The 22,917-nt window shown below is 60.7% G+C and carries 20 protein-coding genes; 15 read left to right on the top strand and 5 right to left on the bottom strand.

The genetic code is table 11. The features are described 5' to 3' along the window. Positions 1 to 228 precede the first annotated feature (228 nt). The 5 genes from LOL23_RS14720 to LOL23_RS14700 all read left to right on the top strand — a co-directional run bounded on the left by LOL23_RS14720 (position 229) and on the right by LOL23_RS14700 (position 7,383). Positions 229 to 978: a FadR/GntR family transcriptional regulator gene (locus LOL23_RS14720; protein WP_160975708.1), complete on the top strand. Its 750-nt coding sequence runs from the start codon at positions 229 to 231 to the stop codon at positions 976 to 978. A gap of 460 nt (positions 979 to 1,438) precedes the next feature. After that, positions 1,439 to 2,599: a TRAP transporter substrate-binding protein gene (locus tag LOL23_RS14715; RefSeq protein WP_160975706.1), complete on the top strand. Its 1,161-nt coding sequence runs from the start codon at positions 1,439 to 1,441 to the stop codon at positions 2,597 to 2,599. Positions 2,600 to 2,771: 172 nt separating this feature from the next. Further along, positions 2,772 to 3,404, top strand: a complete 633-nt coding sequence (locus tag LOL23_RS14710) for a TRAP transporter small permease subunit (protein WP_160975704.1) — start codon at positions 2,772 to 2,774, stop codon at positions 3,402 to 3,404. After that, entirely contained in the window at positions 3,404 to 5,341 is a 1,938-nt protein-coding gene (locus LOL23_RS14705; RefSeq protein ID WP_237173800.1) for a TRAP transporter large permease, read from the top strand. The genes LOL23_RS14710 and LOL23_RS14705 overlap by 1 nt, the downstream gene beginning before the upstream one ends. A 437-nt stretch (positions 5,342 to 5,778) precedes the next feature. Beyond that, positions 5,779 to 7,383 (top strand): methyl-accepting chemotaxis protein, encoded by a 1,605-nt coding sequence (locus tag LOL23_RS14700; RefSeq protein ID WP_160975700.1) that lies wholly within the window; start codon positions 5,779 to 5,781, stop codon positions 7,381 to 7,383. Between the two features lie 50 nt (positions 7,384 to 7,433). Here LOL23_RS14700 and LOL23_RS14695 read toward each other — a convergent pair whose 3' ends face one another. From LOL23_RS14695 to LOL23_RS14680, 4 genes are all read right to left on the bottom strand, one after another. Continuing rightward, positions 7,434 to 9,089 carry a methyltransferase regulatory domain-containing protein gene (locus tag LOL23_RS14695; protein WP_202411557.1) on the bottom strand — a complete coding sequence of 552 codons (1,656 nt, stop codon included), beginning with the start codon at positions 9,087 to 9,089 and terminating at the stop codon, positions 7,434 to 7,436. Between the two features lie 321 nt (positions 9,090 to 9,410). Then, positions 9,411 to 10,598 carry a FliC/FljB family flagellin gene (locus LOL23_RS14690; protein WP_237173799.1) on the bottom strand — a complete coding sequence of 396 codons (1,188 nt, stop codon included), beginning with the start codon at positions 10,596 to 10,598 and terminating at the stop codon, positions 9,411 to 9,413. Between the two features lie 274 nt (positions 10,599 to 10,872). Continuing rightward, positions 10,873 to 11,283 carry a hemerythrin domain-containing protein gene (locus LOL23_RS14685; RefSeq protein WP_237173798.1) on the bottom strand — a complete coding sequence of 137 codons (411 nt, stop codon included), beginning with the start codon at positions 11,281 to 11,283 and terminating at the stop codon, positions 10,873 to 10,875. Positions 11,284 to 11,678: 395 nt separating this feature from the next. Then, a complete protein-coding gene (locus LOL23_RS14680) occupies positions 11,679 to 12,437 on the bottom strand; it encodes an RNA polymerase sigma factor FliA (protein WP_160975692.1) in 759 nt (252 codons plus the stop codon). A 227-nt stretch (positions 12,438 to 12,664) separates the two neighbouring features. On the opposite strand from LOL23_RS14680, the gene LOL23_RS14675 reads away from it, so the two are divergent. The 6 genes from LOL23_RS14675 (at position 12,665) to LOL23_RS14650 (ending at position 17,250) form a co-directional block, all read left to right on the top strand. Beyond that, on the top strand, positions 12,665 to 13,045 hold the full coding sequence (locus tag LOL23_RS14675) for a flagellar protein FlaG (RefSeq protein ID WP_160975690.1): 381 nt from the start codon (positions 12,665 to 12,667) through the stop codon (positions 13,043 to 13,045). A gap of 117 nt (positions 13,046 to 13,162) precedes the next feature. After that, on the top strand, positions 13,163 to 14,575 hold the full coding sequence (fliD, locus tag LOL23_RS14670; RefSeq protein WP_160975688.1) for a flagellar filament capping protein FliD: 1,413 nt from the start codon (positions 13,163 to 13,165) through the stop codon (positions 14,573 to 14,575). After that, positions 14,572 to 14,988, top strand: coding sequence for a flagellar export chaperone FliS (gene fliS / locus LOL23_RS14665; protein WP_160975686.1), 417 nt, complete (start codon positions 14,572 to 14,574; stop codon positions 14,986 to 14,988). The genes fliD and fliS overlap by 4 nt, the downstream gene beginning before the upstream one ends. A 28-nt stretch (positions 14,989 to 15,016) precedes the next feature. Beyond that, entirely contained in the window at positions 15,017 to 15,346 is a 330-nt protein-coding gene (locus tag LOL23_RS14660; protein ID WP_160975684.1) for a flagellar protein FliT, read from the top strand. Between the two features lie 24 nt (positions 15,347 to 15,370). Further along, positions 15,371 to 16,858: a flagellar hook-length control protein FliK gene (fliK, locus tag LOL23_RS14655; protein ID WP_160975682.1), complete on the top strand. Its 1,488-nt coding sequence runs from the start codon at positions 15,371 to 15,373 to the stop codon at positions 16,856 to 16,858. A 92-nt stretch (positions 16,859 to 16,950) separates the two neighbouring features. After that, a complete protein-coding gene (locus LOL23_RS14650; protein ID WP_160975680.1) occupies positions 16,951 to 17,250 on the top strand; it encodes an EscU/YscU/HrcU family type III secretion system export apparatus switch protein in 300 nt (99 codons plus the stop codon). A gap of 131 nt (positions 17,251 to 17,381) precedes the next feature. On the opposite strand, the gene fliE is transcribed toward LOL23_RS14650, so the two are convergent. Beyond that, complete coding sequence (gene fliE / locus LOL23_RS14645; RefSeq protein WP_160975678.1) at positions 17,382 to 17,714, bottom strand: flagellar hook-basal body complex protein FliE; 333 nt, start codon at positions 17,712 to 17,714, stop codon at positions 17,382 to 17,384. Positions 17,715 to 18,044: 330 nt separating this feature from the next. On the opposite strand from fliE, the gene fliF reads away from it, so the two are divergent. The 4 genes from fliF to fliI are packed head-to-tail and all read left to right on the top strand — an operon-like array spanning position 18,045 to position 22,910. Beyond that, complete coding sequence (gene fliF / locus LOL23_RS14640) at positions 18,045 to 19,706, top strand: flagellar basal-body MS-ring/collar protein FliF (RefSeq protein WP_160975676.1); 1,662 nt, start codon at positions 18,045 to 18,047, stop codon at positions 19,704 to 19,706. Next, positions 19,693 to 20,694: a flagellar motor switch protein FliG gene (gene fliG / locus LOL23_RS14635; protein WP_160975674.1), complete on the top strand. Its 1,002-nt coding sequence runs from the start codon at positions 19,693 to 19,695 to the stop codon at positions 20,692 to 20,694. Before fliF ends, fliG begins: the two co-directional genes overlap by 14 nt. Continuing rightward, complete coding sequence (gene fliH, locus LOL23_RS14630; protein WP_160975672.1) at positions 20,687 to 21,469, top strand: flagellar assembly protein FliH; 783 nt, start codon at positions 20,687 to 20,689, stop codon at positions 21,467 to 21,469. Before fliG ends, fliH begins: the two co-directional genes overlap by 8 nt. Next, the gene (fliI, locus tag LOL23_RS14625) at positions 21,453 to 22,910 is read left to right on the top strand and encodes a flagellar protein export ATPase FliI (protein WP_160975670.1); all 1,458 of its coding nucleotides are present in this window, start codon (positions 21,453 to 21,455) and stop codon (positions 22,908 to 22,910) included. Before fliH ends, fliI begins: the two co-directional genes overlap by 17 nt. The last annotated feature ends 7 nt before the right edge of the window (positions 22,911 to 22,917 follow it).

The following is a 22,917-nucleotide window of genomic DNA, read 5'->3' as shown; positions in this document are numbered from 1 at the left end:
AGCCAGGAAGCAGGCAACCGCTACTTTGCATGTATAGATGCGTATGCATCATGCCATCGGTTCACCAAATTGGTCAACCATGGTATTAAAAACACGGTAATTTTGTGGTTTTTGCTGTATATTGGTTAACCAATTTGCGTTATTGGGGCGCTTATCTATGCAAGGCACGTGCGACAGGCGATCCGCACCACCAGCTTCCACGCCATATATGCATGAAGCATTTTCAACATGACCACAGCTAACTCCCCAGTCGCCAAAGGTACACGCCGGGCACAGTCCCCAAGCCGGGACGAGTCGCACGTCGGCGGCACACACCTCGACGTCGTCCTTACGGCGCTTATCGACAGCCCCGACAGCAAACCGGGCGATCGTCTGCCCACGGAGCGGGCGCTGGCCGAACGCTACGGCGTAACGCGCGGGGCCATCCGCGCAGCGCTGGGCCGTATAGAGGGCCGCGGCCGCATTGTGCGCGTGATAGGCAGTGGGACGTACATTGCTGAGAACGCTGCGTTCGACGAAGTGCATGCCGCTGCATCCATTCCCTCTGCTCCGCCGGCCCGCGACGCAAGTCCGCAGGAAATCATGGAAGCCCGAGCCCTCATCGAGCCCTTGCTGCCCGCCCTGGTCGCCAGCCGCGCCAACGCGGCGGACCTGGACCGCATACGTGCCGCGATCGAAGGTGCCGAACGCGCCACTACCCAGGAAGAATTCGAAGCATGGGATGGCTTATTCCACCAAGCCATCGCGGAAGCCACGCACAACGTGCTGCTGGTCGATATCTACCGCATGATCACCGCTGCGCGTGACCTGGCCGAATGGGGCGAACTGAAACGGCGCAACGCTACGGCGAAACGCCGTGCCGAACGCGAGGCCGAACACAAAGCCATATTTGAAGCGCTGCAGACGCGGGACGCCGAGCGCGCGCGCCATGCACTATCCAAACATCTGCACGCAGTGAGCCGCAACATCCTGGGATGATCCGCCTCGGCGCGTCACCACGCCACGTTCTGCGGCACATACCGCCGCACCCAAGACGGCTCGCCCGCCGCCCTCTGCACCCGACCCTCCGTGCGAGACCCCCCGTGCCGCACCCTCCAAGCCGCACCCTCCAAGCCGCACCCTCCGTGCCATGTAATCCGGCCGCGCCAATAACGCCACCAAGCAACGTTATGCGTTACACCAGATCATAGCCAGCATCTCCCTACTGCTTCTCCAGACAGGTAATCGCCAACTCGGCCAATCGTCAACACCCTGAAAACACTAGAGTTTCGTCCCAAAACACAGCTTCAATGGTTAGGGCTATAAGGGTTTTAACCTGCTTACAAATTGTTGACTATGGCTCAGTCTATCGCCTATAAAAACACCGGCAGTAGAGTGATCACACAAAGATTCTCAGTCGTTGCAGCAAATAACCAAGCCATAAGTCAGGAGACCAGCAATGAAAAGCCGCATTACCCCGGACGCATCGTCCACCACTACCCAGGCTTCCCGCCGCCGCTTTCTGGGTGGTGCAGCCGCCGGCACCGCTGCGGCGATGTCCATGGGCTTCCCCGCCATTGCCAAAGCGCAGGGGGTCACCAACCTCCGGTTCCAGAGCACATGGCCCACGGTCGACATCTTCCACGAGTACGCGCTTGATTTCGCGAAGAAAGTCAACGACATGACAGGTGGCGACCTCAAGATCGAAGTGCTGCCGGCCGGCGCCGTCGTGCCCGCGTTCGCACTACTCGATGCCGTATCCAAGGGCACGCTTGATGGCGGCCATGGCGTACTGGGCTACAACTATGGCAAGCAGAACGCGCTGGCACTGTATTCCTCGGGCCCGGCCATGGGTATGGACGCCAACATGGTGCTGGCATGGCACAAGTACGGCGGCGGCAAAGAATTGCTCGACAAACTCTACAAGGAAATTGGCGGCAACGTCGTTACCTTCCTCACCGGCCCCATGCCCACGCAGGCTTTTGGCTGGTTCAAGAAACCGATTACAAAGACTGAAGACCTCAAAGGCCTGAAGTTCCGCACCAACGGCTTGGCCATCGACCTATTCACGGCGATGGGCGCCGCAGTGAACGCGTTGCCCGGCGGCGAAATCGTGCCTGCGCTCGATCGCGGCCTGCTCGACGGTGCCGAGTTCAACAACGCCACGTCCGACCGTCTGCTCGGCTTCCCAGACGTGTCCAAGGTATGCATGCTGCAAAGCTTCCACCAGGCGGCGGAAACCTTTGAAATCACCTTCAACAAAGACAAATACAACGCCCTGCCCGAGAAGATGAAGGCGATCATCGCCAACGCGGTCGAAGCCTCGTCGGCCGACATGTCCTGGAAAGCAGTCGACCGCTACTCCCAAGATTACATCAAGCTGCAGCAGGACGGCGTCAAGTTCTACAAAACGCCCGACAGCATCCTCCAAGAGCAGCTCACTACCTGGGACGGCATCATCGCCAAAAAGAAGGAAACCAACGCCCTCTTCAAAGAGATCGAGGAATCCCAGCGCGCCTTCGCCTCGCGTGCCGTGCCTTGGGACATGGACACCAACAACAATCGGCGCATGGCCTACAACCACTACTTTGCCAAGAAAGCAGCCCCCAAAAAGAGTTAATGCCTGATCCAACCGGCCCCTTTGGTACTGGGGCCGGTTTTTTTGATTTTGCACTGTTCCCAGCACTGCAACGGCCACACCCCGGCCATTCGGGCCGATTCTGGGCCGGTGAGCGCCACGCGCGCGGCCGGCCGGCAAGACGGCTTTCCCCTTTTATTCAGGGTAGATATTGATGCAAGCATTGCTACTCACCATAGACCGCGTCAACACGTGGATCGGTCAGATGTTTGGTTGGCTGGTTCTGGCCTTGACGCTGTTTGTCAGCTACGAAGTCTTCTCGCGCTACGCGCTCAGCGCCCCTCACTCATGGTCCTTTGATGCCATGAACATGATGTACGGCACACTGTTCATGATGGCGGGCGCCTATACACTTTCCAAGAACGGCCACGTGCGCGGCGACGTGCTGTACGGCTTTTTCCCCGATCGTCTCCAGGCCAGCCTCGATCTGATCCTGTACATCCTGTTCTTCTTTCCGGGCGTCATCGCGCTGGTGTGGGCAGGCTACGGCTATGCGCTCGAATCGTACGCAATCAACGAGCACTCAACCATTACCGCCGACGGCCCGCCCATCTATCCATTCAAATTCATCATCCCGCTTGCGGGGCTGGCGCTGCTGCTGCAGGGCTTTGTCGAAGTGGTCTATTGCGTGCGCTGCATAAAGCGCGGTTCCTGGCCTAGCCGTGAAAAAGACGTTGAGGAAGTTGACCTGGATAAACTCAAAGACATGGTCCACGTTGACGATCAGGAAATCCGCGAGGCTGACCAGGCCATCGTGCGCAAGCAGAAACAGGAAGGGAGCCTTTGATGAGAAAAGAAGTCTGGTTTGGGCTATCCATCCTGATCGCCATTGTTATCGGCCTGGTCTGGCTGATGCCGTCGCCGGCCGAGATGACCAATGGCCACCTGGGCCTGCTGATGCTGGCCCTGATTGTCGTCACCATTATGCTGGGCTTCCCCACTGCGTTCACGCTGATGGGCATGGGGGTGATGTTCACCTATCTGGCCTACCGCCAAATGGGCCCCGAGATCGCCATCGAGCAAACGCTGGACTTGATGGTACTGCGCACCTATGCTGTCATGACCAATGACGTGCTGATTGCCGTGCCGCTGTTTATCTTCATGGGCTACCTGGTCGAACGCGCCAACCTGATCGAGCGGCTGTTCCACAGCCTCCACTTGGCCATGGCGCGCGTGCCGGGCTCGCTGGCGGTGGCCACCATCATTACCTGCGCGGTCTTTGCCACGGCAACCGGCATTGTGGGCGCGGTGGTCACACTGATGGGCCTGCTGGCCATGCCTGCCATGCTCAAAGCCGGGTACAGTATCCGGCTGACGGCCGGTTCCATCACCGCGGGTGGCTGCCTGGGTATCATGATCCCACCCTCAGTGCTGCTTATCGTTTATGGCGCGGTGGCGGGCGTGTCCGTCGTCAAGCTATATGCGGGCGCGTTCTTTCCAGGCATCATGCTGGCATTGCTGTATGTGCTGTACGTGATGATTGTGGCCAAGATCAGCCCCAAGTCCGCACCACCGCTCACGGCAGAACAGCGGCGCGTTGCCCTGCCCGAGTTTGCCGCCACCATCCGCGACACCATCAGCCATCGCGCCCTACCCGGGCTGCTGGGTGCCATAAAGGGCAAACGCAACATCGATGTGCCCGGCTTCGTATTGGCCCGCAACTTGGGCATCACGCTGCTGCCAGCGCTGCTGTTTGTGCTCATCATGGGCTTTACCTACAGTTCACTCACCTCCCGCACCATACAGGTCGAGACCGAACTCATGCCCATGGGCCTGGGCGGCAACTACAGCAGCGCGGTCTCCGGCGGCTTGGCCGAACCACCCGGCGCCAATTCGCTAGGCGGTCTGGCGGAGCCCCCAGGCGCAGAGTCTTCTGGCGGTCTGGCCGAACCACCCGGCGCGGCAACCGCACCGGCCGATAGCAGTGCCAGCGACAACCCCAGCGCCGATACTGGCGAAGTCACAGCCCGTCCCGGCGCACCTACTGCATTCTGGATCGCGCTTGCGATCGGCACGCTTGCATTGCTCATCTACTATGCTTACCTGAGCTTCGCGCGGCTCGAAATCTTCAAGATGCTGCTCGGCTCATTTTTCCCGCTGGCCATCCTGATTCTGGCGGTACTAGGCAGCATTGTGTTCGGCTTTGCCACGCCCTCCGAGGCGGCGGCCATGGGTGCCTTCGGCGGCATACTCCTGGCGCTAGCCTACCGCCGGCTAAACATGGACATGATGAAAGAGTCCGTGTATCTGGCGGCCAAGACCAGTGCCATGGTGTGTTGGCTATTCGTCGGGTCCAGCATTTTCTCGGCTGCGTTCGCGCTGCTGGGCGGGCAGGAGATCATCAACAACTGGGTGATGGGCATGGATCTCACACCCGTTCAGTTCATGATTCTGGCGCAAATCGTCATCTTCCTGCTTGGCTGGCCGCTGGAATGGACAGAGATCATCGTGATCTTCATGCCGATCTTTCTGCCGCTGCTGGCCCACTACCAGATCGACCCGCTGTTTTTCGGGCTGCTGGTGGCACTCAACCTGCAGACAGCCTTCCTTTCGCCACCGGTGGCCATGTCGGCCTTCTACCTGAAGGGCGTCGCGCCCCCGCATGTCACCCTGAACCAGATCTTCGCTGGCATGCTGCCCTTCATGGGTATACAGGTCATCGCCATCGTGCTGCTGTATCTGTTCCCCGGCATTGGGCTGTGGCTGCCTGAAGTGCTGTACTGACGCGCTGACGTAGTACGCTGCCCAACCAACCGCTGCCCGCAATGGCAGCGGTTTTTTTGTTTCACGCCCATATTCGACCGCCGTGGGGTACGCGCTTCTCAACGCGATAACACGTCAAGACGGTCATCTAACGTCCGCAACTGATCAAGTTGAGACAGTATCACCGTGGGCCCACTGAGCACTACGCGCTACACGCCAGCGCGCAGCCAGCCACGGACCAACAGCCAATGTGACAGGAATCAAAAACTTCAAAGATCGAACCATAAAAACCGTGCGCTTTTTGGCTAATATTGCGGCTTTATAAAAACCATACTCGCAATATGGTCTTTGATTGAACCGTCCGTCTGTTGGCCTCCTCCTCCCGCCCTCACTACCGGCGGTGGGCGAATTTTCATACGACGCACGCCCCAGCCGCAAGAGGCATAAGGAACTAATCCATGCGCAAGAACCTGCCGGTCACTGGCATCGAAACCCGGCTTGATCCCGACGACTTCCTGATTTCCAAAACCGATACGCGCGGCGTGATCATCTACGCCAATGAAGCCTTCATCAAGCTCAGCGGCTTTGCACGGGACGAGCTCATGGGCAGCCCGCACAATATCATCCGCCATCCAGACATCCCACCGCTCGCGTTCCAGGATCTGTGGCAAACCCTCAAGGCTGGCAAGCCATGGCGGGGCATGATCAAGAACCGCCGCAAAGATGGCGGCCACTATTGGGTGCTGTCCAACGTGGTGCCGGTACGTCGCAAAGGTGTGGTCGAAGGCTACGCATCACTGCGCGTGCGGCCCACACAGGAACAAGTGCGACAGGCCCAGGCACTGTACAGCAGCATCAACCAGGGGCAGCTGCGCGGCCATACGCTGCGCGAAGGCCGCCTCGTACCCACAGGCTGGCGCCGGATGATCAGTATCTTCGCAAAGCCGTTTCGCCCCACGCTGAGGGCCGGCCTGTTCCGCAGCGCGGTTCTGGCCATGGGCGCGCTAGGCACGGCCGTTGGCTATGCCGCGCTCGGCGGCGTGCCCGCCAGTCAGCAGGCATGGGTGTTTGGCGCCATCGGCATTGCCGCCGCCGGCGCACTCTACCAGGGCTGGCGCGCCGCCAACCACGTGCTGGCGCCACTGGCCAACGCGGCAGAAATCGCCCGCCAGGTGTCCGCCGGCAACCTCGACATCCCCGTAGACGCCGCCGGCGTGGGTGACCGCGATGTGGCCGAGCTTTACTTCTACCTGGATGTCATGCGCAAAAGCCTGCTCAGCATCACCAGCGAGGTACGCGCCGGCACCGAGTCCGCATCGGGCACCACCGAAACCCTGCATGCCAATAACAGCCAGCTCTCCCTGCGCACAGGCCGCCAGGCCAACGCCATCCAGGATACAAGCACCCACATTGATCAGTTGTCCGACGCCGTCAGCCGCAACGCCTACGATGCGCGCAAAGCCAACCAGGAAGCCGCACAAAGCATGAATATCGCCCGCCACGGCGGCGATGTCGTCAAGGGCGTCATTGAAGCAGTACAAGGCATACAGGCGGGCACCGCCCAGATCGGCGACATCGTCACCCTGATCGAAAGCATCGCCTTCCAGACCAATATCCTGGCCCTGAACGCCGCCGTAGAAGCCGCCCGTGCAGGCGAAGCCGGGCGCGGCTTTGCCATCGTGGCCGGCGAAGTTCGCAATCTCGCCCAGAAAACAGCCGCCGCCGCCAACGACATCAAGCCGCTGATCCAGTCATCTATCGCCCGCGTCCAGCAAGGCGCCGACCAAGCCAGCCGCGCCGGCGCCGCCATGGACGATGTTGTGCAATCCGTGCAGCACGTAAGCGGCCTGATCTCCGGCATCAGCGCCGCATCGCTGGAACAGGCCGAAAACATGGAAAAACTGCGCAGCGCGCTTCGGGCATTGGAAACGGATACACAACAGAACACGACCTTGGCCGGAGTACTCAGCGCCACCATCGACGCCTTGCGGCATAGCGCTGAGCATTTGAATCTGGCAACGGGGATATTCTTGCGGCGAGAGCAGCTAAGCAACCCGCGTTAGGCATTAACGGGCCGCCGGCGCTTTATCCTGCAGCCCGTTGTTTCGCGCCCCTATTGCAGCAATGCATGCCGCCCCAGCAAGTCCAGCAGATTTCCCACAATCTTGTCAGCGATGGCATCCAGGTTGCGCTGACCTTTCAAAGACTTTCCATCGGTGGTCGGCACTGCACCCCGGCCCAATGCATCACGCAGCAACGTAGCCAGTTGCCTACGGCTATGGCTACCGTCGATGTGCGGCAACAGGAAGGCTTCAGCCTCTGCCAGCCGCAGATTGACGGTGTCATGCCAAAGATTGAAATTTCCCACTCCAAAGGTGGGATCCTGGCGCATACGGAAAAGATCGGCCGAGCCAGCAAGCAGACATGGGCCTTCAAGACGCTGTGCGGGCCTATCGTAAGGCACGCGCTCAAACGTATAACGCAGGCTGTTGAGCCGGAACAGTGTTTGCAACGCTGTGAGCACTGCCTGGCGATCGCTTGCCGCCGATTGCGCCAACGCCGAGCACGCCAACGCCGTTTGCACACGCTCGCACAGCGTTTCAAAATCGATACTCGCCGGCCACGCATTCGTGAGTACACGGACAATGGCAATAACCACCGGGTCGCGACTGTACAAGGGCTTATCCTTGTAGCTGCGAAACGACAACTGCCCCTTGGGGGCATTCTGCTCCGGCGCCACCTCTGTAAACCAACCCGCCCAACGCAGGTCTGCCAAACGTTCAACATCGGGACTTGTCAGTATCTGGTTGGCGCGCTTCTTATGCACCACCAAGCTTTTGCGAAAGTTGCGCCCCACGGAAAAATCCAGATACTGCTGACGTACCTCTCGTGGCTGCCCCAAGGCCACCAAGCTATGATTCAACTGGACGTTCTGTCCATAACTGGCCGACATTTCCACATGAGGATCAGCATCGCCCACATGTGTTAAGTCGTGTTGGTCGGCCAGATTCACGAACTCCAGCAGGTAGCACGGGCTGTTGTAGAGTTCCAGATACTCATGGGCAATGTAGTAGTCCGAATGCGTGTTCAACTGAGCAACCGCTCCGCGCAAAGACGGCGCCAACGGGTTGCTGTCCGCGATACCTTCTGATAGCAGATTCAGCATCGCCTTGGCTGCAGCCAGCTTCTCACCTTCGTCTTGGGCAGTATGGCTGTGCAGCAGCATGGCATCGCGCACGATGTCGCCCGCTTTCCAACCTGGATAGGTGTTGTAACTGATATAGCCAATACCATTCGGTGACAGATTCTCACGCAGAATGCGCAGCATCGCTTCGCGCACCTCGGGCGGGACCCAGCTGAATACCCCATGTGCAATGATGTAGTCGAACTGCCCGAATTCCGGCGTGATATCGGTCAGGCTCATCGCATGCAGGGAGAGGTTGTTCAGGCCCAAAGCCTGGACAACGTGCTGGCCCTGCTCCACCTGCACTGATGACAAATCCACCCCCACCACGTGCGCGTGTGGGTAGGCTACGGCAAACGGCAATATATTGCCGCCCCCTGCACAGCCCAACTCCAGGACGCGAGCGCGTTCCAGCGGCACAGCCTCCAGGCCCCACAGATGCGCTGCGGCACGCAAATGACCTGGCGACGAAAAGGGAAAGGCATTTGAGGTATATACCTGCTTGTCGTAAGTCTCGGTAATATCCCGATTGGCTTGCTGCGTGGCGTCGTCGAGATCAATGGTGGATGCGTGCTCTGTAGTCAACGGTGGCTCCTGGTGGTGATGCGGCGAGATGCTGCGGCCTGCATGCACGCAAACACCCGCTCGGGCGCTAGACATGCAGAATACTGGCTTCTTCCAGAAGGGATTACGCGGAACAAACGCGTTTTGGACACGTAAACCATAGCCTAGCAATGTGCCACCCCAGCGCGCCCGAAGGAAAACACCAGGGCACCCGACGAATAGGCTAGCGTTTTGTGGCTGAAGCGCAATAGAAAGGCCGCCACGCCCGTCTCCGGAAGTGGCGGCCTCGTCCAACTGCCGATTTCCGGAAAGCGCCGGAAATCAGAGTGCAGTAAGCGCGGATTAACGCAGCAGCGACAACACTGTCTGCGGAACCTGGTTGGCCTGGGCCAGAACCGAGGTGCCAGCCTGTTGCAGGATCTGAGCACGCGTCATGTTCGACACTTCGACAGCGTAGTCAGCGTCTTCGATGCGCGAACGAGCAGCGGACAGGTTGGTGACCGTGTTGTTCAGGTTGGTAATCGTGGACTGGAAGCGATTCTGGATCGCACCCAGGTCGCTGCGCAGGCTGTCAACGCTTGCCAAGGCCTTATCCAGCGCGTCCAGCGGATTGGATGTCGAATTGCCAACCAGCGCCTTGAAGCTGACCGCGTTGCCATCGATCGCGATCGTTGCATCGGTGCCGGCAAAAGTTGCTTTCTGAGGATCCAGGGCAATGTAGTAGGACTTGGTAGCACCGTTGTCGATATCGAAACCGTTTGCCTTCAGCGCGGCGGACTCGCCTGCGCTGGCCGCCTTGATATCCACCTGGGCGTACCAGTTGCCCTTGCCATCCTGAACCACGGCCGCGGCGGGGGTGATGCTGGTATTGGCAATGCCCAGACGAGCGGACAGATTGGTCGCAAAGTTGGTCGAGTCAACTTTGACTGCCGTCACAGCAGTGCTGTCGCCGTAGTTCTTCTTGATCTGGGCGGCCGTCGCAGCACCAAGCGTGCCCGTTGTGCCATTCACATTGAAGCCTTGCAGACTCAGCTTGCCGCTGTCGATCTGCTTGAGCTGGATGTCGATGGTCTGGCCGTCGTTGGCGCCGACCTGGATGCTCAGCGTCTTGTCGCTGGCCAGAACCTTGGTGCCGTTAAACTGGGTTTGCTCTGAAATACGGTCGATTTCCGACAGGCGCTGGTCAATTTCAGCCTGGATGGAGGTCAGATCCGAAGACGAGTTCGTACCGTTGGAAGCCTGAACCGCCAGTTCGCGGATACGCTGCAAGTTGTTGTTGATCTCGTTCAGCGAACTTTCAGTTGTCTGCGCAATCGAAATACCATCGTTGGCATTGCGGCCCGCTTGGGTGAGGCCTTTGATGTTGGAGGTAAAGCGGTTGGCAATGGCCTGGCCTGCGGCATCGTCTTTGGCGCTGTTGATACGCATGCCCGAGGACAGACGCTCGATGGCGGAACTCAGCGAAGATTGAGACTTGTTCAGATTGCCTTGTGCAACCAGAGCCAAGTAATTGGTGTTAATGACAGCCATGGATCACTCCTGTAGGGAAAAGGCTTTGGCCTGGTAGGGCCCAGTTGACCAGGAAACCCCGATTTTCGGGTGGAATCCTGGCCCTTCACCTGAGTGTCGGGCAGGCCCTGTATTTCCTGTACATCTGGGTTTACGGAGATCGCATCGAGAAATTTAGGGACAGCGTGAAAAACTTTTGCTGCTCGCACTCTCAACGCGCTGGCATAACTTTCGACGCTTGCGGCCATTAGCTGCTTTTGCAAACGTGGAGTTCGTTCCAAGCCTAACCATTCACTCAAGCCGCCTCGATCGCTGGATAGAACTCCCGGTTCTCGCGCTGCATGCGGGCATGCAGGTCGCGCAGCACGACGTTGGCTTGGGCGCGAAACTCTTCGGCGGCGGCAGCGATGGCGGCGCCGGTGCGCCATTGTCGGGAAAACGCAATGTAGGCGCTGGCGATACCTTTCATGTCGTCTTGGTAGGCTTTGCCCATGCGGGCAAGCTCTGCATCTGCGCCCTGCCGCAGGGCGGGGTAAAGGATGCGGTCTTCGATGGCCAAATGCAGGGTGACCAGGGAGCTCAGTTCTTTCAGTTGCTGCGCAATGACGCTGGCATGTTCGGCAATGCCTGCGTGCACGTACTCGCGCATTTTTTTTATGCCTTGCAGTATTTGGACGTGGTGATGTTTGAAGCGATCGATTTCCATGGCGATTCCGTGCTGATTGTTGTAATGCCGCCGCGACAGCCATGTGCGACCGCCGTGGGGAGGCTGCAAAAAGGAACAATGCGCGTGCAGCCCACGCATTAAGATACATATTAAATATATCTTATTAGGCAGGCAAGGCGCTTCAAAATGCTTGTCGCAATACGGCAACCTGGGCATAAAAGCTGGGCGCGTCCAGCGTGTCGCCGCTCATAAAACTAGAACAGCGGCACGAGGCGGGACCGCAGTGTGGAGGCGGCGGTGGAGACGGAGCACAGCGCTATGGGCATGGGGTGCTACTACACAGCGCGACAACACAAGCCAAGCCAGCGGACAAGCCAAGCAAAGGCGTAACGCAAAGCGGCTGGCCGCCGACGTCGCAGCCGAGGAAGCCCCCTTTATATCAGCGCTTGCAACGCTGCTTCACCGACGCCTTCCTGCCAGTCATCACGCGCCAGCGCGGCGCGGATGCGGGCGACGGCTTGTGAGCGCAACTGCGAGACGCGGCCTTCGGTTACGCCCATCACGGCGCTGATTTCTTTCTGGTTCAGGTCGTGCTCAAACTGCAGGGCCAGCAACAGACGCTCACGCTCAGGCAAGCCTTCGATGGCTTCAATCAAGGCATGGCGCAAGCCGTTGGACATCAGTTGCCGCAAGGGGTTGGATGCCCAGAGCGGGACATCGCCACCGCCGGTGGGCTCGGGAATAGAAGCACCCTCTTCCCGATGGCGCGCCAAGTCTTCGTAATGAATCACCTGCACGCCACAGGCGTCTTCCAGCATCTTCTGGTAGTCTGCCAGCCCGATGCCCAGTTCCTCGGCGATTTCCGCCTCGGTGGGGGGGCGGCCAAGAAGGGGCATCAAACGGCCCACGGCCAATTCGATCTCTTTGGCTTTGCTGCGCATAGAGCGCGGCAGCCAGTCCTGGCTGCGCAATTCGTCCACCATGGCACCGCGTATGCGTGTGATGGCATAGGTTTCGAACTGCGCCTGCGCGGTACGCTGGTAGCGGCGCAGCGCATCCAACAGGCCCATCATGCCGGCCTGCATGAGGTCGTCCAACTCTACGCTGGACGGCAGGCGCGCAACCATCTGCAGCGCAAGCCGGCGAACCAGCGGCGCGTACTGTGCGACGAGTTGGTCTTCAGTACCAAGCATGCAGGGAGCTGTACGTACAGGTTGAGATGGGGAGTGGATATTGTCCGGCGGGGCCTTGCGGGGTGTTGACAGGATCAGAGCGCGATTTCCTCGGCTGTTCCATCAATTAAAGAAAATCCGCCTCGCGCCGTTACCGCGCATGATGGGTTGCGCACCCTGTTTGGATGCGTCTACCCCGGTAGAACGCCGTCCGAACGTCGAGCAAGAACCACCACTGGAGCTTCAGAATGGTCAACCCGATCGCTTATGCCGCCGTGCCCATGGCCGCCGACCTGCTGGCGGAGCAGCGCCCTATGCCGTTGCCGGACGCCGCGGTAAAGATATCCGCGGCCGCCGAAACCCGCACTAGCAACGATGCTACGCAGGCCCAGGCGCAGCAGTATCCGCAAGACCCGCTCGACAAGGCGTTGGAGGCGGTCAATAACCATATGCAGGCGTGGTCGACCGGCATGCGCTTCGATATCGACCCTGACACTGATCGCGTGGTGGTGTCGATCATCGACAGTGAGTCCGGCGATGTCTTGCGCACTGTGCCCACCGAGGCGGTCATCCGGGTAGCAAAGATGATTGCTCAACTACAGGGCCGCAGCGTCAACACCACGGCCTGATCGGGGCCCAGATATATACCGGCCCACGCAAAAAGCTGAACAAGGCGGCGTTCGCCCGCCATTCACACCCACTGGCGCGACGCAAACTCGCTGACAATATCGCAACGGAGTAATTTAATGGCTATTTCATCGATCGGGGTCGGTTCGGGGCTCCCCCTGGACACTCTGCTGGAGAATCTGCGCAAGAGCGAAAACGGTGCGCTCACGCTGATCGACACGCGCGCCAAGGCGGTACAAAGCCGCCTGTCCGGCTATGGCACCATCAAAAGCGCCATTGAAGCTTTCAAAGCGGCAGCCGACGCACTGGGCAAGGCGGAAACCTTCGGTGCGATGACGGCCAAGGCGGGTGGCAGCGCCTTTACCGCCACCGCCACCTCGGCAGCCATTGCCGGCGAATACATGATAGACGTGCAAGCACTAGCCACCCGCCAGACACTTACCGGCACAGGCCAGGCAAGCCGTACAAGCACGCTGGCTGCGGGCGACGTCACGCTTACCGTCACACTTGCAAATGGCTCCAGCAAGGCTGTTACTGTCTCTCAGGCCAACTCCTCGCTCGAAGGCATCGTCAAGGCGATCAACGAACAGAGCGGCCTGGGTGTGAACGCCACACTGGTCAATGACGGCAGCGCCAATCCCCATCGCCTGCTGCTCACATCGCAGGCAACGGGCACCGATGCTGCAGTCCAGTCCATCACCGTTGCGGCGGCGGACGGCGCCTCGGATGTATCGGGTGTCAATGCCCTGTTCGGTTTCGATAAAGGCGGCGCGCCCAACCCTAACCTGGCTGAAACCGCCGCCACTAACGCAAGCGTGGTGGTCAACGGTATTTCCGTCACCAACCAAAGTAATACGATTGATGGTGCGATCGAAGGTGTGACGCTTACACTGGCCCAGACCACAACGGCCGGCAAGCCCGAATCGCTGTCGATTACAGCAAACGACAGCGTCACCAGCGGGGCCATCAAGACATTTGTCGATACGTACAACAGCCTGCAGGGCATCATCAAATCGTTGACCACCTACAACGTCGACAACCAGACAGCCAGCGCGCTCACGGGCGACAGCCTGGCGCGCAGCGTACAGTCGGAGCTTCGTGGCGCGCTGAACACGGCCCAGAACTCGGGCGCGTTCGCCACCCTTGCACAGATAGGCATTACCACCGATCCAAAGGAAGGCAAGCTCGTCATCGACAACACCAAGCTGGACGCGGCCCTGAAGGCCAACATGGTCGATGTGCGCAAGCTGTTCTCCGACACTGGCGGCATTGCCACCAAAGCCAGTGCAGTGTCTGATCGCTACACCAAAAGCGGCGGCACAATCAGCCTGGCGTCCGACAGTATGACTGCCACGCTGAAAGACCTTGAAAAGCAATACCAGGCCACGTCGGATCGCATCGACGTCAAGATGGAAAGCATGCGCAAGCAGTTCATCCAACTCGATTCCACGCTGGCGCAAATGAATTCCATCAGCTCTTATCTCACCCAACAACTCGCCAACCTAAGCAGCAGTAGCAGTAATAAAAAATGACATACGCCCACCCCCGCCCGACCGGCGGCCGCCACGCAACTCGCGCCTACGCGAGCGTCGGCCTCGAAACGCAGGTTTTGAGCGCCAGCCCAGAACATCTCATCACGCTGTTGTTCGACGGCGCGCGTGCAGCGATCCTGAAGGCGCGACTGCATATGCAGCAGGGCGACTCGCAGGGCCGCGGCATGGCAATCTCCAAAGCCATTGACATTGTCGACAGCGGCTTGAAGGCCAGCGTCGACAAGGATGCGGGCGGGGAACTGGCGATCAACTTGATTGCGGTCTATGAACTCATCATCCGCAACCTGTTGTTGGCGAACCTGAATGCAGACGCCGAGAAACTCGACCTTGCCGAGCGCATGCTGACGGATATCGGCGACGCATGGCGCACTGCGGTTGGTGCTCCCGCCTGAGCAGCTGGCAACGATGATGATCGAAAGTATGACCGAACGCCCTGTACTCCCCCGCTACGAAACCATCGCTCGGATCGTCCGACAGATGCTGCTCGAGGCCAAGGCCCAGCATTGGCGCGAAGTGGCCAGCTTGGGCGTGGATTATCACGCGGCAGTTGAAAAGCTCCGAGACTGCCCTGAACCCTGTGATGAGCAAGAGCGCATGCTGCGCAAACGCCTACTGGCGCGCATTCTCGAAGACGATGCCAGCGTTCGCTCGCTGATCTCGCCTGAAATGGACCGCCTGGCAATGCTGCTGGGTGGCCTCAAGCAGCAGCGCGCCGTACTGCACGCCTATTATCAGCAATCCGGTTCCTGACACCGGGTTTTGTTACCGTAATCCATGAGCCCAGGCGGCCCTTCTTCACTTGGCACATTGCTGGTACAACGCTTGGATGCCGCGCTGGGCACGACCCTGTCCGTCCAGGCCAATGTTGCTTCGGGTGCGCGGCCCGATGCCGTCAGCCAACCGCCAACGTCCGAACGCATACCTGCCATCGAAAACGATCCGCGCCGCGATCCACGCGAAGCGGTCGATCATGCCCGACGCGAGAACACCACCGGCAGCCGCTCTCGGGTCAGCAATGCGGAGCTGCAGGCACGTGTTGCGAGCGGCTCGACGGGCCATACGACTACCGACAACACATCCACACCCTCCGCGCCTACCACGCTGGGTCATGCCGCTCGGGTGATTCTCGCCTTGCTGGCGCGCTACCCCGGCAACGCGCCGCCTGTGCAAGGGCACACGCCGTTGCTGGTGCTCGGGCAGCGGGGTCAACCGCAACAAGGGGGCAACACAGCAGGATCTGGCGTACCCGTTTCTGGCGCCTTAGCGTCCGAAGGCGCGGCCGCTGCGGCGCAGCCCACAACAGGCGCACACACCGCACAAACCACCACGCGAACCACTGCTCATGCTAGTGCCGGGCGCGCAAGCGCACCAGGACAGGCTGGCGCAGGCATCGGCGACACAGATGCCATGCAAGCACCCGGCGGCCCGCAAGCGGCAGGCTCATCCACTGCGCAGGGTACGCTGTCTGCCGGACAAGGGCTTACCAGGGCAGGCCAGAACATGACGCCGCCCGGCAGCCTGCCCGGCACCGGACTACCGTCCGCCAGCATTCAGGCGGTAACGAGCAGCACGGCGGTACAGGCCGGCGAGGCGGGAATGAGCGGAGCTGGCGTTGGTTCGGCGTCGGCTGCACAGGCCGTCGTGCATGCCAGCGCAGGCGCTTCTCCGCTGACCGCCCAACTCACCTCCGCCTTGGCGCAGGCCCTGCAGGAAAGCGGCCTGTTCTATGAATCCCATATCGCAAGAATGTCCGCAGGCCGCTACCCGCTTGAGCGCCTGCAGCGCGAACCCAAAGCCCTCGCGCGGCCAGTCTCGTCTAGCGGGTCGCCTCAAGAGCTGGCCGATCTTGCGCCAGAAGAACAACTGCTGGTGCGTCAGCAATTGGAGGCACTGGCCAACCAGGCAATTGCATGGCAAGGAACAGCCTGGCCCGACACGCCGCTCAATTGGGAAGTACGGCGCGAAGAACGCGAAGACGATCACGGCGCCGCAGTGCCGCACTGGCATACGCGACTGGTCATCGACCTGCCATTACTGGGTCGCGTGGAGGCCCGGCTAGCACTGACGGCAGAGCGCCTGAGCGCCGAGCTGCTTGCGGGCGATGCGACGGCGGACATGATGCGGGCCGGGCTGGGCGAGCTGCGCAGCGGCTGGGTTCGGCAGGGCTTGACGCTGGATCAACTTTCGATAGCCGGCGGCGAAGTCCTGCCAGCGACACCAGCATCATCGGCATCACCAGCACCACCGGGGCATGAGGAATGAACCATTCACATGGACGCGGGCACAGCGGTGCGCAGGACGGTTTGCACGAAACCTCACCCGATCAGCGAAATATAAGCGATCAACGCAACGCAATGGATCAACGCTCCGCCCCAACCCACCGCCCGGTCGCGGTTGCGCTAGCGTACGATGGCAAGCAGGCTGCGCCGCGCGTGGTGGCCAAAGGCTACGGCACAGTCGCCGAGAGCATCATCCGCGCTGCACGCGACCATGGCCTGCACGTGCATGAATCACCTGAACTGGTGAGCGTGCTGATGCGACTGGAATTAGATGCGCAAATCCCTCCGGCTCTGTATGAGGCCGTGGCCAGCCTTCTGGCCTGGCTGTATAGCCTGGAAAGCACTTCGCAAAAAAAACCGTCGCTTATGGACTGAGCCAGGCGACGGAAAGGGAAAACGGCTTGTATGTCGAGAGGGCCGTTGAGTAAAATCTGAGATGCGGGCGCGATTATTGTAAAACGTTCACGACCAGACGCCACCCAATGGCGGGCATTGAAATGCCTGCACTACACGGGCATGCTGGCGATTTCCTGGTAGGCGGCCACCAACCTGTTGCGCACCTGGACGGTAGCCTGGAAGGCTATACCCGCCTTCTGCATATCGATCATGACATCATTCAAGGCTATGTCTGGCGCGCCAAGCTCGAAGGCGCGACCTTGCGCAGCGGCAGCATTCTGCATGGTGGACACGCGCGCCAGTGAGCGAGCCAGCGCATCGGCAAACCCCCCATTCTCGCCAAGCGCATCGACGCGGGCAGGGGCAGTGGACGACGCGGCCTGGGCAACGGCGCGCATTTGCGCAAGCATGTTTTCAATCGCGGACAGGTGCTGAATGGCCATGAGAACAGTACGGCCTAAAGCCGAATGATAAATTTGGGCTCTACTGTACCGTTCCCCCGCCCTCCCCGAACCCTACGTCTGATGCCATAAAGGCCACCAGTTCAGGCTTTAGTGGGGCAAACGCAAGCACGCCGCGCATGTGCCGGCGCGGCCACGCATAAGAAGCTAAATGACGGCGAAAACCAGCGCTTTTCGGTGCTTGCTCTGCTCCGCACCGCCGCGATAATTCAGGCTCTCTTACCTATGTCCACGCCGCATGTACTCCCTGCTCTCCATTTGCCTGCCGTTCTGCCGCACCCATCTGTCGTCCAAGGGCCTCCGAGGCATCCAATGAGCATCGCAGCACAGTGGAAGGAAAGGCTGCAGACAGTCTCAAAGCCTGCGGCGTGGCCACGCCATATCCAAATGGCCGTGGCTTCCGCAGTAATCGCAATCGTGGCGGCGGCGGTACTGTGGTCGCGCGGCCCTGCATACAGCGTTCTGTTCACCAACCTCGAAGACCGCGACGGCGGCGCAATTGTGGCAGCGCTGGGGCAGATGAACGTGCCCTACCAGTTATCAGGCGGTGGGCAGGCCATCATGGTCCCCGAAGACAAGGTGCATGAAGTACGCTTAGCCCTGGCTCAACAGGGCCTGCCGCGTAGTGGCACGGCAGGTTTCGAATTACTCGATCAGTCACGCTTTGGCGCCAGCCAGTTTACCGAGCAAGTTACCTACCAGCGCGCGCTCGAAGGTGAGCTGGCCAATTCAATCAAGTCGTTGCACGCCGTGCAGGCCGCGCGGGTTCACCTGGCGATTCCGCGCGAATCGCTGTTTGTGCGTGACCGTCAACCGCCCACTGCCTCTGTACTGCTCACGCTCTATCCAGGGCGTACGCTGAGCGACGCCCAGGTAAATGCTATTGCATGGCTGGTATCGTCCAGTGTGCCGCACTTGAACGCGGCCGATGTATCCGTTGTAGATCAGGATGGCCGCTTGCTCTCGGCGCCAGCCGGTGAGGCAGGCGCCGAAAATGCACGCCGTGGCCTAGTCAACGACATCGAACAACGCACCGTTCAGCGCATTCTTACTCTGCTCAATCCATTGGTAGGCCCTGGTAACGTGCGCGCTCAAGTGACTGCGGACGTGGATTTTTCGCAGCGGGAACAGACCTCCGAAGTCTACCGACCCAACCAGGAGCCCGGCCAGGCCGCGGTGCGCAGCAAGCAGACCAGTTCATCCTTACAGCGCAATATGCTTCCGCCCGAAGGCGTACCCGGCGCGCTCACCAACCAGCCGCCCGCCAATGCGACCGCTCCTATCCAGACGCCGCCGGCCGCCAATCAGGACAACAACCCCGCCAACAGTACCGCAGGCGCCCAGACGCTGGGCACAACGCAGAACACCGCACAACAGGGCAGCGGTTCACAGCGCGACGATGCCACGGTGAACTATGAGGTTGATCGCACCATCAACCACGTCAAAGGCCCCGCTGGCACGCTTCGCCGTCTGTCCGCCGCGGTGGTTGTCAACTATCGCTTCACCGATGAGGGCCTGAAGCCACTCACCGCCCAGGACATGCAGAAGCTGGATCAGCTGGTGCGCCAAGCCATGGGCTATTCCGAGGAACGCGGAGACACACTGAGTGTGGTCAACAGCCAGTTCAACGACCCCATCTCCATTACGCCGCATTTCTGGGAGAACCCCGTTTATCTCGAATACGGCATGAAGCTTCTGCAGTATCTCGTCATCGCCCTGCTTGTCTACATCTTGTGGCGCGTCATCGGCAGGCCGATGGTGGCCGAGCGTGCACGCGCGCAGGCCGAGGTGGAGGCCGACCAGGTTCAGCAGGACAAGGCCCGCGAGCAAGCGGAAGCCGCCGAGCGCCTGGCCAACGAGCTGAACCGCTACGAAGACAACCTAAAGACCGCCCGCGAAATGGCGATTAAGGACCCGCGCGCCGTCGCCATGGTGCTGCGCTCGTGGATGGAGAAGAAAGATGCAAACCGCTAATGCAGGCCCGGACCGCTGTGCCATCCTGATGATGTCGTTGGGCGAGGATGCCGCCGCCGAAGTGTTCAAGTATCTGTCCGCCCGCGAGGTGCAACAGATCGGCAGCGCTATGGCCAATCTCAAGCATGTGACGCGCGCTGACGTAGACGGTGTGCTGGAAGAATTCCGCCAGGAGGCCGACCAGTTCCTGGCTGTCACACTGGGCTCTGACGACTATATCCGCACCGTGCTGAACAAAGCGCTGGGCAATGACCGTGCCGCCGGCCTGATTGAAGATATTCTCGAAGCCGGCGACGGGGCGAATGGCATCGACGCCCTGAACTGGCTGGACGCCAACAGCGTCGCGGAACTCATCGCCGATGAACACCCGCAGATCATTGCCACCATACTGGTACACCTGGAACGCGACCGGGCGTCGGCTGTTCTGGCAATGCTGAATGAACGCCTGCGCAATGACGTAATGCTGCGAATCGCCACGTTTGGCGGTGTACAGCCTGCCGCACTGAACGAACTGACTGAAGTGCTCAACGACATGCTATCCGGCCAAGGCGCGAAGCGCAGCAAGATGGGCGGTGTGCGCACCGCGGCCGAGCTCCTGAACTTCATGAGCAGCAATGAAGAAGAGGCCGTTGTCAACAGCTTGCGCGAGCTTGACGCTGACCTGGCGCAGCGCATCGTAGACGAAATGTTTGTGTTCGAGAACCTCGCGGACATCGAAGACAATGCCATCCAGCTCATCCTCAAGGAAGTCGACACTACGCAGCTCACAATCGCGCTCAAGGGCGCGCCCGACGAGCTACGCGACAAGTTCTTTCGCAACATGTCCAACCGCGCGGCCGAGATGCTGCGCGACGACCTGGAAGCCCAGGGGCCGGTGCGCATGTCCAAGGTGGAAGAAGAGCAGAAGCGCATTGTCCAGATCGCCCGCAAGCTCGCCGAATCGGGCCAGTTCAGCCTGAGCGGCCTCGGAAACGACGAATATGTCTGATCACCCCGAACACGCCGACACCATCGCGAGCGCCTGGCAGCGTTGGCGGCCCGAAGCTCTAGCCCCGCGCCGGCCTGGCCGTGCCGTCGCCAACGCGCAAGCCCGTGCCGAAGGCGACGCTGCCGAACACAACGCGCTGGCCACCGCGCTAGCCCAAGCCAGGAAAATGCACGCTCAGGCGCTGCAGTTGCACGACGATGCAAAGGCCCGCGGCCACGAAGAAGGCTATGCGCAAGGCCACGCTTTGGGCTTGCGGGAAGGGACAGCCGCCGGCCACCAGCAAGGCTATGATGCCGGCTACCAAGCCGGCCTGGCTCAAGGCCGTGAAGACGGCGCGGCGGACGCGCACGCGAAGGCACGGCAACTGGCTAGCCTCGCGGATGGCCTGGCCCAATCGGTACATGCATTTGAAGCGGAAACCGGCGAAGCGCTAGTGTCGCTGGCCATCCGCATTGCAGAGCAGGTGCTGCACAGCACACTGGATATGCAACCAGAGAAAATACTCGATCTGGTGCGCGATGTACTGCGCACACAGGCCGACCCCGACGCGCTGGTGACGGTGCGCCTGCATCCAGACGACGCCGCGCTGGTGCGGGAGCACCTTGAAAGCGACCCATCGGCGGGGCCGTGGCGCCTGATGCCTGACGAAACGATCGCGCGCGGCGGCTGCATCGCAAACACCGTGCTTGGCAGCGTAGACGCTACCCTTGCCACGCGCTGGCAACGCGTACTTGCAGCGTTGGGCAGAGCAACGGAGCATGACAGCCGTGGGTGACCCTGCCGCGCCTCATTCGGCGGGCGCTTGGCGCACGCTGCTGGAAAAACATAGCCGACAGGTGGCCGCCACCGAATCCTGGCATCAGTCGGGGCGCGTCACCCGCGCCACGGGCCTGGTGCTGGAAGCCACGGGCCTGAGGCTGGCTGTGGGCGCGGCCTGTCGCATCGAAATCTCCGCTGGCGCAGGCCGCTGGGCCGATGCCGAGGTCGTCGGCTTCCACGACCGGACGCTCTACCTCATGCCGCAAAGCGATATCTCGGGCCTGCCGCCCGGGGCCCGCGTCATCCCCATCGAACCCGCCGCACACAGCCGTTTGCCACAAGCCGGCACCCCTAGCGCCGCCAGCGTACAGTCGCACCGCCTTCCGGTAGGCGACGCACTGCTGGGCCGCGTACTCGACGGCGCGGGCCGGCCGCTGGATGATCTGGGTGCCCTGGGCCACGTCGACACAGCGCCGCTTTCTGCACAGACCATCAATCCGCTGCAACGCGCGCCGGTGGACACTGTACTGGATGTGGGCGTGCGCGCCATCAACGGTCTGCTGACGGTCGGCCGGGGCCAGCGCATGGGCCTGTTTGCCGGCTCCGGCGTGGGCAAGAGTGTGCTGCTGGGCATGATGGCCCGATATACACAGGCTGATGTCATCGTCGTCGGTTTGATCGGTGAGCGCGGCCGCGAAGTGAAGGAGTTCATCGAGCACAACCTGGGGCCTGAAGGGATGCGGCGCGCCGTGGTCGTGGCGGCCCCCGCCGATGTGTCGCCCCTGCTGCGCCTGCAAGGCGCGGTCTATGCCACACGACTGGCCGAGCATTTTCGCGATCAAGGCCGACACGTGCTGCTCATTATGGACTCGCTTACCCGATATGCCATGGCGCAGCGGGAAATTGCACTGGCTATTGGCGAGCCGCCCGCCACCAAGGGCTATCCGCCATCGGTGTTTGCCAAGCTGCCGGCGCTGGTCGAGCGCGCAGGCAATGGCGCGCCGGTCAACGGGCACGAAGCTGGCTCCATTACCGCCTTTTATACCGTGCTGACCGAAGGCGACGATCAGCAGGATCCCATTGCGGATTCGGCCCGTGCGATCCTGGACGGCCACGTCGTGCTGTCACGCAGCCTGGCGGAAGCCGGCCACTACCCCGCCATTGATATCGAAGCGTCCATCTCGCGCGTGATGTCGGCCGTTGTGCCCACGCAGCAATTCTCGATGGTGCACACCTTCAAGAAGATGCTGTCGCGCTACCAGCGCAACCGCGACCTGATTGCCGTAGGTGCCTACACGGCCGGCAACGACGCGCAGATCGACGAGGCTATCCGGATGTATCCACATCTGGAAGCTTACCTTCAGCAGGATATTTCAACGCGCAGCAGCTACGAGTCTGCAGCTCGTGAACTGGCGCAACTGCTGGGGCCCGACCGCGGACGCGGCTTTCCTTTGTAATGAACCA

Source organism: Paracandidimonas lactea (assembly GCF_021653995.1).
Taxonomy (GTDB): domain Bacteria; phylum Pseudomonadota; class Gammaproteobacteria; order Burkholderiales; family Burkholderiaceae_B; genus Allopusillimonas; species Allopusillimonas lactea.
Note: the sequence above shows the minus strand (reverse complement) of the source record. Positions and strands in the feature narration are given on the sequence as shown.

Coding starts and splice junctions, on each gene's coding strand:
- LOL23_RS14720 (WP_160975708.1), top strand. CDS start 229: ATGACCACAGCTAACTCCCCAGTCGCCAAAGGTACACGCCGGGCACAG.
- LOL23_RS14715 (WP_160975706.1), top strand. CDS start 1,439: ATGAAAAGCCGCATTACCCCGGACGCATCGTCCACCACTACCCAGGCT.
- LOL23_RS14710 (WP_160975704.1), top strand. CDS start 2,772: ATGCAAGCATTGCTACTCACCATAGACCGCGTCAACACGTGGATCGGT.
- LOL23_RS14705 (WP_237173800.1), top strand. CDS start 3,404: ATGAGAAAAGAAGTCTGGTTTGGGCTATCCATCCTGATCGCCATTGTT.
- LOL23_RS14700 (WP_160975700.1), top strand. CDS start 5,779: ATGCGCAAGAACCTGCCGGTCACTGGCATCGAAACCCGGCTTGATCCC.
- LOL23_RS14690 (WP_237173799.1), bottom strand. CDS start 10,598: ATGGCTGTCATTAACACCAATTACTTGGCTCTGGTTGCACAAGGCAAT.
- LOL23_RS14685 (WP_237173798.1), bottom strand. CDS start 11,283: ATGGAAATCGATCGCTTCAAACATCACCACGTCCAAATACTGCAAGGC.
- LOL23_RS14680 (WP_160975692.1), bottom strand. CDS start 12,437: ATGCTTGGTACTGAAGACCAACTCGTCGCACAGTACGCGCCGCTGGTT.
- LOL23_RS14675 (WP_160975690.1), top strand. CDS start 12,665: ATGGTCAACCCGATCGCTTATGCCGCCGTGCCCATGGCCGCCGACCTG.
- fliD (WP_160975688.1), top strand. CDS start 13,163: ATGGCTATTTCATCGATCGGGGTCGGTTCGGGGCTCCCCCTGGACACT.
- fliS (WP_160975686.1), top strand. CDS start 14,572: ATGACATACGCCCACCCCCGCCCGACCGGCGGCCGCCACGCAACTCGC.
- LOL23_RS14660 (WP_160975684.1), top strand. CDS start 15,017: ATGACCGAACGCCCTGTACTCCCCCGCTACGAAACCATCGCTCGGATC.
- fliK (WP_160975682.1), top strand. CDS start 15,371: ATGAGCCCAGGCGGCCCTTCTTCACTTGGCACATTGCTGGTACAACGC.
- LOL23_RS14650 (WP_160975680.1), top strand. CDS start 16,951: ATGGATCAACGCTCCGCCCCAACCCACCGCCCGGTCGCGGTTGCGCTA.
- fliE (WP_160975678.1), bottom strand. CDS start 17,714: ATGGCCATTCAGCACCTGTCCGCGATTGAAAACATGCTTGCGCAAATG.
- fliF (WP_160975676.1), top strand. CDS start 18,045: ATGAGCATCGCAGCACAGTGGAAGGAAAGGCTGCAGACAGTCTCAAAG.
- fliG (WP_160975674.1), top strand. CDS start 19,693: ATGCAAACCGCTAATGCAGGCCCGGACCGCTGTGCCATCCTGATGATG.
- fliH (WP_160975672.1), top strand. CDS start 20,687: ATGTCTGATCACCCCGAACACGCCGACACCATCGCGAGCGCCTGGCAG.
- fliI (WP_160975670.1), top strand. CDS start 21,453: ATGACAGCCGTGGGTGACCCTGCCGCGCCTCATTCGGCGGGCGCTTGG.